At 66.7% G+C, this 13,502-nt stretch carries 12 protein-coding genes; 4 read left to right on the forward strand and 8 right to left on the reverse strand.

Annotated elements, in window-relative coordinates:
* Window positions 1-38: 38 nt before the first annotated feature.
* Window positions 39-332 (reverse strand): hypothetical protein, encoded by a 294-nt coding sequence (locus ACTT2I_RS04400; RefSeq protein WP_019184421.1) that lies wholly within the window; start codon window positions 330-332, stop codon window positions 39-41.
* Between the two features lie 85 nt (window positions 333-417).
* Entirely contained in the window at window positions 418-1,368 is a 951-nt protein-coding gene (locus ACTT2I_RS04405; RefSeq protein ID WP_088434039.1) for a LysR substrate-binding domain-containing protein, read from the reverse strand.
* 159 nt (window positions 1,369-1,527) lie between these two features.
* Here ACTT2I_RS04405 and ACTT2I_RS04410 point away from each other — a divergent pair, with 159 nt between their 5' ends.
* The gene (locus ACTT2I_RS04410) at window positions 1,528-2,406 is read left to right on the forward strand and encodes a DMT family transporter (protein ID WP_421099715.1); all 879 of its coding nucleotides are present in this window, start codon (window positions 1,528-1,530) and stop codon (window positions 2,404-2,406) included.
* 99 nt (window positions 2,407-2,505) lie between these two features.
* Here ACTT2I_RS04410 and ACTT2I_RS04415 read toward each other — a convergent pair whose 3' ends face one another.
* A complete protein-coding gene (locus ACTT2I_RS04415; RefSeq protein ID WP_421099714.1) occupies window positions 2,506-3,405 on the reverse strand; it encodes a peptidylprolyl isomerase in 900 nt (299 codons plus the stop codon).
* Window positions 3,406-3,555: 150 nt separating this feature from the next.
* Between ACTT2I_RS04415 and ACTT2I_RS04420 the strand changes: the two genes are divergently transcribed.
* Both ACTT2I_RS04420 and ACTT2I_RS04425 read left to right on the forward strand, forming a co-directional pair.
* On the forward strand, window positions 3,556-3,921 hold the full coding sequence (locus ACTT2I_RS04420; protein WP_019184417.1) for a PadR family transcriptional regulator: 366 nt from the start codon (window positions 3,556-3,558) through the stop codon (window positions 3,919-3,921).
* On the forward strand, window positions 3,918-4,898 hold the full coding sequence (locus tag ACTT2I_RS04425) for a sensor domain-containing protein (RefSeq protein WP_421099713.1): 981 nt from the start codon (window positions 3,918-3,920) through the stop codon (window positions 4,896-4,898). Before ACTT2I_RS04420 ends, ACTT2I_RS04425 begins: the two co-directional genes overlap by 4 nt.
* Before the next feature lie 100 nt (window positions 4,899-4,998).
* Here the strand turns inward: ACTT2I_RS04425 and ACTT2I_RS04430 are convergent, their stop codons facing one another.
* Entirely contained in the window at window positions 4,999-6,354 is a 1,356-nt protein-coding gene (locus ACTT2I_RS04430) for a polyhydroxyalkanoate depolymerase (RefSeq protein ID WP_421099712.1), read from the reverse strand.
* 57 nt (window positions 6,355-6,411) lie between these two features.
* The gene (locus tag ACTT2I_RS04435; RefSeq protein WP_088434034.1) at window positions 6,412-7,008 is read right to left on the reverse strand and encodes a class I SAM-dependent DNA methyltransferase; all 597 of its coding nucleotides are present in this window, start codon (window positions 7,006-7,008) and stop codon (window positions 6,412-6,414) included.
* A 159-nt stretch (window positions 7,009-7,167) separates the two neighbouring features.
* Here ACTT2I_RS04435 and ACTT2I_RS04440 point away from each other — a divergent pair, with 159 nt between their 5' ends.
* Window positions 7,168-7,623: a CopD family protein gene (locus ACTT2I_RS04440; protein ID WP_088434035.1), complete on the forward strand. Its 456-nt coding sequence runs from the start codon at window positions 7,168-7,170 to the stop codon at window positions 7,621-7,623.
* Between the two features lie 115 nt (window positions 7,624-7,738).
* Here the strand turns inward: ACTT2I_RS04440 and ACTT2I_RS04445 are convergent, their stop codons facing one another.
* From ACTT2I_RS04445 to dnaE, 3 genes are all read right to left on the reverse strand, one after another.
* Window positions 7,739-8,698 carry an acetyl-CoA carboxylase carboxyltransferase subunit alpha gene (locus ACTT2I_RS04445; protein ID WP_088434036.1) on the reverse strand — a complete coding sequence of 320 codons (960 nt, stop codon included), beginning with the start codon at window positions 8,696-8,698 and terminating at the stop codon, window positions 7,739-7,741.
* Between the two features lie 113 nt (window positions 8,699-8,811).
* Entirely contained in the window at window positions 8,812-9,684 is an 873-nt protein-coding gene (locus ACTT2I_RS04450; protein ID WP_088434037.1) for a hypothetical protein, read from the reverse strand.
* A gap of 36 nt (window positions 9,685-9,720) precedes the next feature.
* On the reverse strand, window positions 9,721-13,302 hold the full coding sequence (gene dnaE, locus ACTT2I_RS04455; protein WP_088434038.1) for a DNA polymerase III subunit alpha: 3,582 nt from the start codon (window positions 13,300-13,302) through the stop codon (window positions 9,721-9,723).
* Between the last annotated feature and the right edge of the window lie 200 nt (window positions 13,303-13,502).

Consider the following 13,502-nt stretch of genomic DNA (forward strand, 5'->3'; position numbering starts at 1 on the left):
TGTCGTGCCGCGCATCAACGCGCGGCACGACGGTTGACTCAGCCTTCGTCCTGCTCGTATTCCACGAAGACGTCCAGCTCCAGCGCCAGTTCCTGCACGGCATCACGCACGCGCTGGGCGCCGAGCGCGTTGCCCACTTCCACTTCCAGTTCGTGGGTGCCCGGGCCGATGTCATCGGACAGACCGGCCGAGCTGGAATCGTCGTCGTCCATGTGCGGCATCAGGTCGTCGGTTTCCTCGACGTGTTCGATCCCCTCGATGCTCTGCAGCAGGTCGGTGATGGCACGTGCATCGTCTTCGGTGCCGGTGATTCGCAGTCGCAACAGGGCCATGGGCGGGTCCTCGGGGAAAGGGACTCCAGCCTAGCCAGCGGCCGGAAAAGGTCGGGTGAGGATGCGTGGGGCCGTGGCGTCCGGTTCAGTCGTGCGGGCGGTCGGCCGGTGGCAGCCCCAGCAGTTCGTCGGGCAGCGCCGGCAGCGGGGTGCGCTCCTCCAGTGCTTCGCGCTTGAGCCAATCCATGAAGGCCTGCGCGGTCGGGCTGAGCGGACGGTGCTCGGCGTGCACCACGTAGTACGCGTAGCGTGCCTTGAGCGCGGGGCCGGGCAGGCGCACCAGTTCGTAACGCTGCAGATAAGGCTGGGCGATGTGCTTGCGCGCCAGCACCGCGCCGATGCCGTACACCGCCGCGCGCATCGCATCGGTGCTGTCGCTGAAGGTGTGCAGCGAGGGCAGGTCCAGGCCGCGCACACCGGCAGCGCGGAACCAGTCGCGCCAGCCCTGCGGGGACATGTCGCTGAGCAGGGGCAGGGCGGCGATCTGCGCCGCTTCGCGCAACGCAGACACCCCCGCCAGGGCCGGTGAGGCCACCGGGCAGAGTTCGTCGTCCATCAGGTGGTGCGCGGCCATGCCCGGCCATTGGCCCAGGCCGTAGCGGATGCCCAGTTCCGGCCCGGTCTCGTCGAAGCGCACCAGCTCCGTGCTGGTCTGCAGTTCGATGCGCATGCGGGGGTGCAGCTGGGTGAAGCGCGGCAACCGTGGAATCAGCCAGCAGTAAGACAGCGAGCGGATGGTCGTGACCCGCAGCGGCACCACATCCGCCTGCGGGTGCAGGTTGCCGGCCACGGCATTGAGATCGCTCAGCGCGGCGGCCGCCGCATCGGCCAATTGACGTCCCTCGGCGGTCAGCCGCACGCCGCGCGCGTGGCGCTGGAACAGGACCGTGCCGAGCAGCTCTTCGAGCCGGCGCACATGGTGGCTGACCGCGCTGGCGGTCAGGTGCAGCTCCTGGGCGGCATGGGCGAAATTCTGGTGGCGTGCGGCAACCGCGAACACCCCCAGCGCGGGCAGCAGGGCAGGGCGAAGGATCATGGTCGAGACCCAAATCATATTTGTGGCTTGCACGGATACTACGCGCTTGTGGGCGCGTGACGGCAGGCGGATGCTGTCGCCCTTCCTCCCCGGATTCACGCGCATGTTGCCGTCCCTTACCGCTCGCCCTGCGTGTCAGCTTCCCTGTGGAGGCCCCCCGTGAGCAGGGCACCGCTGGCCGCTGGCAACGTGGCGCGTGACTGGCGCACGCCGCTGGAACTGACCGTGCTCGGCGCGATCTGGGGCTGCTCGTTCCTGTTCATGCGCGTGGCCGTGCCGGCCTTCGGCCCGTACGCGCTGGTGGAGGTACGGCTCCTGCTCGGTGCGCTCGTGCTGCTGCCGTTCCTGTGGCAGGCGCGGGCGCAGTTCCCGGCGCGGCGCTGGCGGTGGCTGGCCCCGATCGGGCTGATCAATTCGGCCGTCCCGTTCGTACTGTTCGCCTGGGCCGCGCAACGCGCTCCAGCCGCGATCGGGGCGATCTGCAACGCGATGACCGTGCTGTTTGCTGCGCTGATCGCCTTCCTGTTCTTCGGCGAAAAGATCGGCATGCGCCGCGCGATCGCCCTGCTGGTCGGCTTCGCCGGCGTGGTAGTGCTGGCCACGGCCAAGGTCGCTGGCCTGAGCATCGGTGCCGCGGTGGTGGCCGGCGCGCTGGCGGCGCTGCTGTACGGCCTGGGCGTCAACCTGGTGAAGCGCCACATGACCGGCCTGCCGCCGGCGGCCTCCGCCGGTGCCACGCTGGGCTGCGCGGCGATCCTGCTGCTGCCGATGGCGCTGACCCACTGGCCGACCGCGCCGATCCCGATGCTGTCCTGGGCCTGCGCGATCGCTCTGGGCGTGGTCTGCACCGGCCTGGCGTTCCTGATGTTCTACCGCCTGATCGCCCGCATCGGCCCGGCCCGCGCCTCGACCGTGACCTACCTGGTGCCGATGTTCGGCGCGTTGTTCGCCTGGTTGTTCCTGGGCGAACCGGTGACCGGGGCGATGGTGATTGCAGGTGTGCTGATTCTTGGCAGCGTGGCGGCATCGCAGCGATAGCCACATGCGTGGCTGCGCCCCCACGATGGACGGCGCAAACCGCAGGCCACGCTCACCATGCCCCACATTCCCGCGCCAGTCGGCGCGCTCATCCGGCGCTTATCGCACCGGCACCGGGATGTTGCACAGGTCGATGTGACCGGCCGGGCGCTTGTAGAAATCGTCGACACGGTTGCGGCGCGCTTCGGTCGCATCGGCGAAGGTCCTGGAGTCGGTGCGCAGCACCTGCAGTCTGGGGCGCTGCGCAGCCGGTACATCGCTGGCACGCTGGATCGACTGGATTGCGGTGCGCTGCGCCGGGTCGGCGTAGAAGCCCATCGGTGCCGGCCCACGCGGCAGGGCGCTGAGCAGTTCCATGCCCTGCAGCACGCGGCCGACCACGGTGATGTTGCGGTCCAGCTGGCGGGGTGACTGCCCGGTCACGACGTACAGCTCGGCACCGATGCTGCTGTCTTCTTCGTTGTTGCGGCCGGCGCCCAGCGCGCCATAGCAATGCGCCAGCCAGGTCTTGCCGTCCTTGCGGTCCTGGCCCACCGGAAAGCCATCGACGAAGCCGGTCTGGTCGGCCCAGCCGTCACGGTCGGGCAGCAGGCTGACCTTCAGTCCCTTGCTGTCGCGCTGGAATTCGGCTGGGAGCTTCGGTTTGGCGCTGCCGAGCGGCTTTGCTTTGGCCGCATCATCGGCGTCGGCATCGCCGAACTGCACCACGAAATTGTCCTGCGCGCGATAGATGCTCTCGCCATCCCAGAAATGCTCATGGGCCAGGGTCTGGATGTTGGCCACGTGCTGCGGCGCGAATGCCGGGGCCAGTTCGATGATGACCCGGCCGGCGGGCAGGTTCATGTACAGCAGGTTCGCCGGATCGGGTGTACGCCAGTCGCTGTCCGGCGAGGCGTCCAGGATCTGCTGCGGGCTGCGGTATGGCGTGGCCGCACTGGCAAGGCTGGGCAGCAGGCAGGCCAGGGCGAGGGCGAGCAGGGCAGGACGGCGTGGCGACATGGCAAACCCGTTCAGGAAGATGTTCCCTGATTGTGCGCGAAGCACGCCGGCCACCGCCAGCCGGCCATGCCCAACCGGCACGGTGACTAACGACACATCCGCTATAGCGAACTTCGGACTAGTGTGGACTCCACGCTAGCGGAGACCGCCATGAGCGACCACGAGGTCCATCTCAAGAAGTTCCAGAAAGAGCTCAGCTCCGGCACGGTCTCTCTGGCCCTGCTGGCGGTACTGGCCAAGGCCGGCGAGCCGCTGTACGGCTACCTGATCGCCAAGGAGCTGGAGCGGGTCGGCGAGGGCGTGCTGAGCGGCAAGCAGAGCGCGCTGTACCCGGTGCTGCGCAACCTGGAAGGGGCCGGGTTGTTGGAAAGCCATGTTGAACCGTCGGTGGCCGGTCCGCCGCGCCGCTACTACCGCATCAATGACACGGGGCGCGAAGTGCTCCGGCACTGGACCGCCGCGTGGCGTGCCACCCGTGATTCCGTCGATTCCGTCCTGGAAGGGGTAACCGAATGAACATCGAATCCGTGGCCGGTCGGGCCTTGCCGACCACCATTCCCGCCTACCTGGCGCAGCTGCGCGCAGCGTTGCACGACGCCGATCCGGCCATGGTGCAGGACGCACTCTACGACGCCGAGGAATACCTGCGCTCGGAGCTGGCCGCGCAGTCGGGCCGCAGCGAGGCCGAGGTGATCGCCGATGTCGCCGGCAGCTACGGGGCGCCGGAAGAGGTGGCCGAGATCTACCGCGAAACCGAGATCACGGTGAACCGCGCGCTGCGCACGCCCAGCGCCGGCGCGGCGCCGCTGCGTCAGGCCGCAGCCAGCAGCCCCGGCATGGGCGCCGTACCGCCGCCGCAATCGCCGCCCAAGCCGCGCTCGGCGCTGGCCAGCTTCTTCGGCGTCGCCTTGGAGGCGCGCACTTACGGCGCGCTGTTCTACATGCTGCTGTCGCTGGCCACCGGCACCTTCTTCTTCACCTGGGTGGTCACCGGCCTGTCGCTGTCGCTGGGCCTGATGGTGTTGATCATCGGCATCCCGGTGGCGGTGTTGTTCTTCGGTTCGGTGCGCGGGTTGTCGCTGCTGGAAGGTCGCCTGGTGGAAGCCCTGCTGGGCGAGCGCATGCCACGCCGGCCGACGTATTCCGACCGCAGCCGCAGCTGGCTGCAGCGCATCGGCGACATGTTCACCGATGGCCGTACCTGGCTGACCCTGCTGTACTTCGTGATGATGCTGCCGCTGGGCATCCTCTACTTCACGATCGCCACCACGCTGTTGTCGACCTCGATGGGCTTCATCTGGGCACCGGTGGCGGCGCTGTTCTCCAGCGACTACGTGGCGCTGCAGTTCGACGGCAGCCAGCTGCTGCCGGTCTGGGTGACACCGCTGCTGGCGGTGGTCGGGGTGCTGCTGCTGTTCGCCACGCTGCACCTGGCCCGCGGCATCGGCCGCCTGCACGGGATAATGGCCAAGCATCTGCTGGTGCGGCTGTAAGCCGCGGGCACAGGTCGATCCTCTGCGAGTGCCGGCCAGCGGCCGGCACGATCTGCAGCACGCGCCCCGCATCAAGGGGGGCTCGGCCGCGAAGCGGGCGTCAGCCCGCTTTACGTCGCAGCGGCGTCACGTTGCTGGCGATCTTCGCGGCTTTCTTCGGCTTGCTGGTCACGGTCTGCGCATGGGCGGCGAAGAAATCGCGCACCTTCGGGTAGACCGTTTCGCGCCAGCGGCGGCCGCTGAAAATGCCGTAGTGGCCGGCGCCTTCGACGATGAAGTGCTCGCGGTGCGCAGCCGGAATGCCGGTGCACAGTTCCTGCGCCGCTTCGGTCTGGCCGAGGCCGGCGATGTCGTCCAATTCGCCTTCGATGCTCAGCAGCGCCGTGCCGGTGATCGCGCTGGGATCCACGCGTTCACCCTGCACGTACCACTCGCCGCGCGGCAGCAGGAATTCCTGGAAGACCACGCGGATCGTATCCAGGTAGTACTTGGCCGGCATGTCGAGCACGGCGTTGTACTCGTCATAGAAACGGCGGTGCGCGTCGGCATCTTCCATGTCGCCCTTGACCAGGTCGGCATAGAAATCCCAGTGCGAACTGAAATGGCGGCTCGGGTTCATCGACAGGAACCCCGCGTGCTGCAGGAAGCCCGGATACACGCGGCGGCCGGCGCCCGGGAAGGTGGCCGGCACGGTGTGGATGACGTTGTTCTCGAACCACGACATCGGGTTCTGCGTGGCCAGGTTGTTGACCGCGGTCGGGCTGCAGCGCGCATCGATCGGCCCGCCCATCATCACCAGCGAACGCGGCGTGGTTTCGCCGCGGCTGGCCATCAGCGAGACAGCGGCAAGCACCGGTACGGTCGGCTGGCAGACGCTGACCACGTGCAGCTTCTCCGCACCGAGGTGGCGGATGAATTCCTGCACATAGGCGATGTAATCATCCAGCCCGAATTCGCCTTCGCTGCCGGGCACCATGCGCGCATCGACCCAGTCGGTCACGTACACGCGGTGGTCGCGCAGCAGGGTGCGCACGGTATCGCGCAGCAGCGTGGCGTGGTGGCCGGACAACGGCGCCACCACCAGCACGAACGGCTGGTTGAGCATGGTGTGCAGCTGGTCGGCTTCGTTGCTGTGGCGTTTGAAGCGCAGCAGCTTGCAGAACGGCTTGCTGATTTCTTCGTGGACGACGATCGGCACGCGCTCGCCCTCGACGTCGATCTCGTTGATGCCCCACTCGGGCTTCTCGTAATCCTTGCCGATGCGGTGGAACAGCTCGTTCACAGCGGCCAGGCGATCCGCGCCGGGCATCTGCGACCACCAATGACCTTGATTGGCGAAGAACTTCGCGTTGGCCTGGGCCTGGTGCACCCACGGGGCGAGCAGGTTGCGGGTCAACTCATGCAGCTGATATAGCATGACGTCCAATATGTATGGTCTTATGTTGCCGCGCAGCATAGCGCACCCGTCGCGCGGGCGCGTTAATGCGGGTCCTGTCTCAATTGTTATCGAGACTCAGGGCGCGCCGCGTTCCAGTGCGGCCGCATGCCCGGCCAAGGTGGGGGACAGCCAGCAATGCGAGCCCAAGGCGGTGAAACCGACCCGCTTGAGCTGGCTGCGGTACCAGCGCGCCGGACGTGCCTGGAAGCCTTCGTGGTCGCCATCGAAGTCATCTTCGGCGGTGAACGCCTCCAGGAACGCCACCCCGGCCGTCAGCTCGGCGAAGCCTTCCAGTGCCGGGCGCAGTTCGCGGCTGGGCACGTAGTGCATCACATCCGAGCAGATCAACAGATCGACCGGCGCGCACGGGCGCAACCAGGCGAAATCGCCGACCTTGGCCGGGTGCAGGTTGCGGCTGCGGCCATAGCGGTGCACGGCATAGTCGCTGCTGTCGAAGCCCAGGTACTGCACGCGCGGGCGCAGCTTGAGCAGCGGCGCGCGCCAGGCGCCTTCGCCGCAGCCGATATCGAGCACGCTGCGGATCGGGCGTTCCAGGTAGTACTCGGCGCTGGCCACGGCGAGCGCCACCTTGCGCGCCAGGCGCGCGGCACCACCGGTCTGGTCAGGCTGGTACCAGCGCTGGAAATAGGCGGCGTCGTAGGTTTTGTCCATGGGGATGTGCACGTGGGGGAAAGCGGCGCTTATCGTACGGCGTGGGCGCACGGATGCGTAGTTGAGGTGTGGCGATGGGTCGCACCAGCCACGCATGGGGTGTCTCTACCGGGCATGCGAGAATGGCGGCCAACCCATGCCAGCCGCCGGAGCAAGCACATGCAGTCCTACTACTGGGTCAAGACCTTCCACCTGTTGTTCGTGGTGGCATGGATGGCGGCGGTGTTCTATCTGCCCCGGATCCTGGTCAACCTCAGCGAGACCGCCGGCCAGTTGCCGGTGACCGAGCGGCTGCAGCTGATGGGCCTGCGCCTGTACAAGTTCGGCCACATGATGTTCGGCCTTGCGCTGATCCTGGGCGTGGTGCTGTGGCTGGGCTACCGCGTGATTCCGGACTTCCCGACCATGGTCGCCCCCGGTGCGGCGGGCTGGCTGCATGCCAAGCTGGGCCTGGTGGTGCTGCTGCTGGTGTATTACTCGTGGACCGGGCGGCTGCTGAAAGGCGCGGTGAAGGGCAGGGTGCTGCCGTCCTCGCGTGCGCTGCGCTGGTTCAACGAACTGCCGCTGGTGCTGTTCATCGGCGTGGTATGGCTGGTGATCGCCAAGCCGTTCTGAGTCGGTCAGAGCCGGCCAGCGGCCGGCCCTGTCGCCGGGCCACGCCGCCGGTGTGCCGCACAAAAAAAAGCCGGGCGCTCACGCGTCCGGCTTTTTCGTTTGCGCCGCAGCCCGGTCAGGCTACTTCGTAGGTCCCGTAGCTGCGCAGGCGCTCGTAACGCTTCTGCAGCAGCTCATCCACCGGCAGCTTCTCCAGCACGTCCAGCTCGTTGAGCAGTACGGCCTTCAGGCGCTTGGCCATCTGGTTCGGGTTGCGGTGGGCGCCACCGGTCGGCTCACGCAGCACCTTGTCCACCAGGCCCAGGCTCTTCAGGCGCGGGGCGGTCAGGCCGAGCTGTTCGGCGGCGTCCTTGGCCTTGGCCGGGTCCTTCCACAGGATCGAGGCGCAGCCCTCCGGGCTGATGGTCGAGTACACGCTGTATTCCAGCATCACGGTGCGGTCGCCCACGCCCAGTGCCAGTGCGCCACCCGAGCCGCCTTCACCGATCACGGTGCAGACCACAGGCACCTTCAGTTCGGCCATTTCCATCAGGTTGCGTGCGATCGCTTCGGACTGGCCGCGCGATTCGGCGTCGATGCCCGGCCAGGCACCGGCGGTGTCGATCAGGGTCAGCACCGGCAGGCCGAAGCGTTCGGCCATCTTCATCAGGCGCAGCGCCTTGCGGTAGCCCTCCGGCTTGGGCATGCCGAAGTTGCGCTTGATCTTTTCCTTGGTGTCGCGGCCCTTCTGATGGCCGATCAGCATCACCGAGCGGCCACCGATACGGGCCAGGCCGCCGATGATCGCCTTGTCGTCCGCGAAGGCGCGGTCGCCAGCCAGTTCCTGGAACTCATCGCAGATGATGCGGATGTAGTCCTCGGTGTACGGGCGGGACGGATGCCGGGCCAGCTGCAGCACCTGCCAGGAGGTCAAGTTGCGGAAGATCTGCGCGGTGCGCACCCGCAGCTTGTCCTGCAGGGCATGGACCTCGGCCTCGACATTGACCGCAGGTCCGGCGCTGGCGCTGCGCAGTTCCTGGATCTTCGCCTCCAGATCAGCGATGGGTTGCTCGAAGTCGAGGTAGTTCGGATTCATCGGAAACCGTCGTGAAGAAAAGAGGGAAAGTGTAGCCGAATGCGCCGAAAAGCCCCGTACGCCGTCGTCTGGAAACCGACGGTAGCGCAGCGGGGCCAGGGGCGCCAGTCAGGTCAGGGCACGACCAGCGCCGCGCTGCCCATCAGCGTGCTGCGGGTCTGCACGAAGGTGTTGTAGCCCTCGTTGGCCTCCTTGGACAGGCCCGAGCCCAGCGTGGCGGTCGCGGCGGTGAAGGCCATCTGCGCCTGGAAGGCCTCCTGCTGGAGCTGCAGCTGTGCATCGGCAGTGGTGGCATGCAGGTAGCGGGTGTACAGCTCGCGCAACGGGCCGGCATGGGCCTCGAAGGCCGGGTCCAGCGCAGGCAGGGCGGTCGGGGCGGCTTCCAGCGTGTAGGTGGGCGCGACATAGCCCTTGGGCTGGTGGCGCACATAGACGCCGGGGTCGCCCAGGTTGTCTTCGACATAGTCGATGAAGGCCGGGGCCGTGAAGATCTTGGCGTTGATCCGGCCGCCGCTGGCGTCCACGTGCATCACGGTCTGCTCTTCGGGGAACGGCTCGTGCACGCCGAAGTTCCACGTCTTGTCGATGAACAGCGCGTGGGTACTCTGGTAAGGGCCCTCGAAGTTGACGCCGCCCAGCTCGATCTGGTTGTTCAGGTCGCCGAAGTTCTTCAGCTTGTCTTCGCCGGTGACGTAGATTTCGTTGGCGATCACGTACTCGGCCAGGGTCGGGTTGATCAAGCCACCCTTGCCCTTGGCGTAGACGATGAAGCGCACGTCGCCAAGGCGTTCGGTCTGCAGGTGATGTTCACCGGGCTTGAGCTTGACCGGGCGCGAAGCGTGCGCGGCGATCGGCAGTTCGTTGCCATCGATGCGCAGGGTCAGCGGCGTATCGCCCGGGTTGTCGATCTCGAAGGTCTGGGCGGGGCTGGAACAGCCGGTGAGGGCGGCAGCTGCGATCAGCAGCACGGTAAAACGCTTGATCAAAACAAAACACCTGTGTTGCAACAGAAAAAAAGGAAATCAGTTCGCCCAGGGCGGGCTGTAACGCACTTTCACCGTGCGGACCGCCGGATCGGCGCGCAGGGCGTCGACCAGCTGGCTGTCCACGCGCACGGCGATCTCGCCGGCGACATCGAGCATGCCGGCCACCGGGCCCTGTTCCGAGCCGAGCAGCATATCCAGGCGCAGCGGCGTGCGGCCCGGCCGATGCCGGTCAAGCAGGGCATTGACGCGGTTCCACACCGCGCTGTCCTGGCGCAGATCCAGCCGCAGCGACAGGCGCGTGGCGTAGTTGGCGCAGATGTCTTCGTAGTCCCACACCTGGCGGATGCGCAGCGCATAGCCGCCGTTGAACTCGTCTTCGCGCAGGCCGCCCTTGACCACCAGGATGCGGTCCTTGGTCATCAGGTGGCCGAACTCGGCCAGGCCATCGGTAAAGGCGCTGCACTCCACGCGGCCCTTGCCGTCTTCGAGCTGCATGAAGATCTGGCTTTCGCCCTTGCGTCGTACACCGACCACCAGACCGGCCAGAATCACTGGCGTTTCCTGGCGCCAGGCGCGCTTCTCGCCGTCCTTGCTGGGCCGTGCCGGCGGGATCAGCTTCTCGAGCATGCCCAGGTCGGTGCCGACCAGATCCTTGACGTCATCGGCGTAGGGATCGAACGGATGACCACTGAGGTAGAAGCCCAGCGTTTCGCGTTCGCCTTCCAGCAGCTGGCCCAGCGCCCACTCTTTGGCTTCGGGCAGTTCCAGCTGCATCGCCGTCGTGACCGGATCGGGTGCGCCGAACAGCGAGTTCTGGCCGGAGGCCTTCTCGCGTGCCATCTGGTCGGTGGCCTTGAGCACTTCGGGCAGCTGCAGCATCAGCGAGGCGCGGTTCTTGCCGAGGCCGTCCATCGCGCCGCAGTTGATCATCGCTTCCAGCGTGCGGCGGTTGAGCTTGCCGGATTCGGCGCGCATGCAGAAATCCAGCAGCGACGCGTAGCGGCCGCCACGCTGGCGTTCTTCCACGATCGCTTCGCAGGCCCCCTGGCCGACGCCCTTGATCGCGCCCAGGCCGTACACGATGGTGTCGGCGCTGGAGGCTTCGAACATGTACGCCGACTCGTTCACGCGCGGCGGCAGCACGGTCAGGCCGAGGTTGCGCACTTCGGCGAGGAAGCCGACCACCTTGTCGGTGTTGTCCATGTCCGAGGACAGCGTCGCGGCCATGAACTCGGCCGGGTAATGACGCTTGAGCCAGGCGGTCTGGTAGCTCACCAGCGCGTAGGCAGCGGCGTGCGACTTGTTGAAGCCGTAGCCGGCGAACTTCTCCATCAGGTCGAAGATCGCGTCGGCCTTGGCTTCGACGACGCCGTCCTTGGCCGCACCTTCGCGGAAGATCTCGCGGTGCTTGGCCATTTCGGCCGGCACCTTTTTGCCCATCGCGCGGCGCAGCAGATCGGCGCCGCCGAGCGAGTAACCGCCCACGATCTGCGCCATCTGCATCACCTGCTCCTGATACACCATGATGCCGTAGGTGTCTTTCAGGATCGCTTCGGTGCGCGGATCGGGGTAGATGATTTCTTCCTGCCCGTGCTTACGCGCGTTGAAGGAGGGAATCAGGTCCATCGGGCCGGGGCGGTACAGCGACACCAGCGCGATGAGGTCTTCGAAGCGGTCGGGACGCGCGTCTTTGAGCAGGCGGCGCATGCCCGAGGATTCGAACTGGAACACTGCGCCGGTGTTGCCGTTGGCGAAGATGTCCTTGTAGGTGGGCACGTCATCGAGCGGCAGCGCGGTGATGTCCACCGGCGGGATGCCGGCGCGTTCGTGGCGCTTGTTGATCGCCTTGACCGCCCAGTCGATGATCGTCAGCGTGCGCAGGCCGAGGAAGTCGAACTTCACCAGGCCGATTTCTTCGACGTCGTTCTTGTCGAACTGGGTGACCGGGTTGCGGCCGCGGCCGCCTTCGTCATGTTCGGCGAACAGCGGGCAGAATTCGGCCAGCGGTTCGGGCGCGATCACCACGCCACCGGCGTGCTTGCCGGCGTTGCGGGTGAGGTCTTCGAGCTGGCGGGCCAGGTCGATCAGGTCGCGGACATCGTCTTCGTTCTGGTAGCGCTGGATCAGCTCCGGCGAGGCCATTTCCGAATCCTTGCCTTCGCCCATCGCATCCTTGAGCGAGATGCCCAGGATGTTGGGGATCAGCTTGGAGACGCCGTCGACCAGACCGTACGGGAAGCCGAGCACGCGGCCGGAATCGCGCACCACCGCCTTGGCTGCCATGGTGCCGTAGGTGATGATCTGGCTGACCCGGTCGCGACCGTATTTACGCGCGACGTAGTCGATGACTTCGTCGCGGCGGTCCATGCAGAAGTCGATGTCGAAGTCGGGCATCGACACGCGTTCGGGGTTGAGGAACCGCTCGAACAGCAGGTTGTACGGGATCGGATCCAGATCGGTGATCTGCAGCGCCCAGGCGACCAGTGAGCCGGCACCGGAACCGCGGCCCGGGCCGATCGGAATGCCCTGGTTCTTTCCCCACTGGATGAAGTCGGCCACGATCAGGAAGTAGCCGGGGAAGCCCATCTTGATGATGGTGGCCAGTTCGAATTCCAGGCGCTCGACATAATCGGCACGGGTCTTGCCCGGCGCCAGCGGATTCTTTTCGAGGCGTGCTTCCAGGCCCTTGCGCGATTCGCTGCAGATCCAGCTGTCGAGGGTTTCGTCCTCGGGCACCGGGTAGTTGGGCAGGAAGTAGGTGCCCAAACGCATTTCGATGTTGCAGCGTTCGGCCAGCGCGAGCGTGTTGTCGATCGCGTCGGGGATGTCGGCGAACAGCGCGCACATGTCCTCGGCGGACTTGAGGTACTGCTGGTCGCTGTAGTCGCGCGGGCGCTTGGGGTCGTCCAGCACGCGGCCGGAGGAAATGCACACGCGCGCTTCGTGGGCGTTGAAGTCTTCCGGCTGCAGGAAGCGCACATCGTTGCTGGCGATCACCGGGAGCCCGCGCTGGCCGGCGGCCTGCAGGGCGAACTGGTTGAAGGCTTCTTCGCCGTCGCGGCCGGTGCGGGTCAGTTCCAGGTGCAGGCCATCGCCGAACACGCGCTGCCAGTCGGCGAGCTGCTGCTCGGCCAGATCATGGCGGCCGTCACCGGCCAGGCGCCCGGCGAGGCTGTCGCGGCCGGCCAGTGCAAACAGGTTGTGGCAGCCGGCCTTGAGCCAGTCGGGGTGAACGGCGACGCCGCCTTCGGGGCGGTGGCCTTCCATCCAGGCGCGGGTGAGCAGCCTGGAGAGGCTGAGGTAGCCTTCGCGGTCGCGGCAGAGCAGGGTCATGCGCCAGGGCGTCATGCCTTCTTCGGCGATCATGATGTCGGCACCAGCGATGGGTTTGATGCCCACGGTTTCGGCGGCTTTGTAGAACTTGACCAGCGCGAACAGGTTGTTGAGATCCGTCACTGCCAGCGCGGGCAGTTTCAGTTCGACCGCGCGGCTGAGCAGGTTGGCCTGCTTTGCTTTTTTCGGGTCAGCCTGATCCGGCTTCGCCGGGACACGGATGGTCGAATCCGCCAGCGAAAATTCGGTGTGGACGTGGAGATGTACGAAACGGGAAGTGGACATGCCGAACCAATGTGATGCCCGGTCAGGGTAGCGGTGGCGGTGGACGCGAACAAGGCTTGACAGGGGTATTGCGGGGGCGCGGGCTGGCGGTGGGGTTCAGGTTTCTTGAGGCGGTTGCAGCGATTGCGGCGATTGCAGGGTTTGGCGCGGGTGGAGCAGGTGCAGGAGCGGCGGGCGATGTGGTGCTGCGGGCCACCCCT

Source organism: Stenotrophomonas sp. PUT21 (assembly GCF_052232875.1).
GTDB classification, from domain to species: Bacteria; Pseudomonadota; Gammaproteobacteria; order Xanthomonadales; family Xanthomonadaceae; genus Stenotrophomonas; species Stenotrophomonas maltophilia_N.

Bases quoted from the DNA above. Each gene is read 5' to 3' on its own strand.
- ACTT2I_RS04400 (WP_019184421.1), bottom strand. From the start codon at position 332: ATGGCCCTGTTGCGACTGCGAATCACCGGCACCGAAGACGATGCACGT.
- ACTT2I_RS04405 (WP_088434039.1), bottom strand. From the start codon at position 1,368: ATGATCCTTCGCCCTGCCCTGCTGCCCGCGCTGGGGGTGTTCGCGGTT.
- ACTT2I_RS04415 (WP_421099714.1), bottom strand. From the start codon at position 3,405: ATGTCGCCACGCCGTCCTGCCCTGCTCGCCCTCGCCCTGGCCTGCCTG.
- ACTT2I_RS04420 (WP_019184417.1), top strand. From the start codon at position 3,556: ATGAGCGACCACGAGGTCCATCTCAAGAAGTTCCAGAAAGAGCTCAGC.
- ACTT2I_RS04425 (WP_421099713.1), top strand. From the start codon at position 3,918: ATGAACATCGAATCCGTGGCCGGTCGGGCCTTGCCGACCACCATTCCC.
- ACTT2I_RS04430 (WP_421099712.1), bottom strand. From the start codon at position 6,354: ATGCTGCGCGGCAACATAAGACCATACATATTGGACGTCATGCTATAT.
- ACTT2I_RS04435 (WP_088434034.1), bottom strand. From the start codon at position 7,008: ATGGACAAAACCTACGACGCCGCCTATTTCCAGCGCTGGTACCAGCCT.
- ACTT2I_RS04440 (WP_088434035.1), top strand. From the start codon at position 7,168: ATGCAGTCCTACTACTGGGTCAAGACCTTCCACCTGTTGTTCGTGGTG.
- ACTT2I_RS04445 (WP_088434036.1), bottom strand. From the start codon at position 8,698: ATGAATCCGAACTACCTCGACTTCGAGCAACCCATCGCTGATCTGGAG.
- dnaE (WP_088434038.1), bottom strand. From the start codon at position 13,302: ATGTCCACTTCCCGTTTCGTACATCTCCACGTCCACACCGAATTTTCG.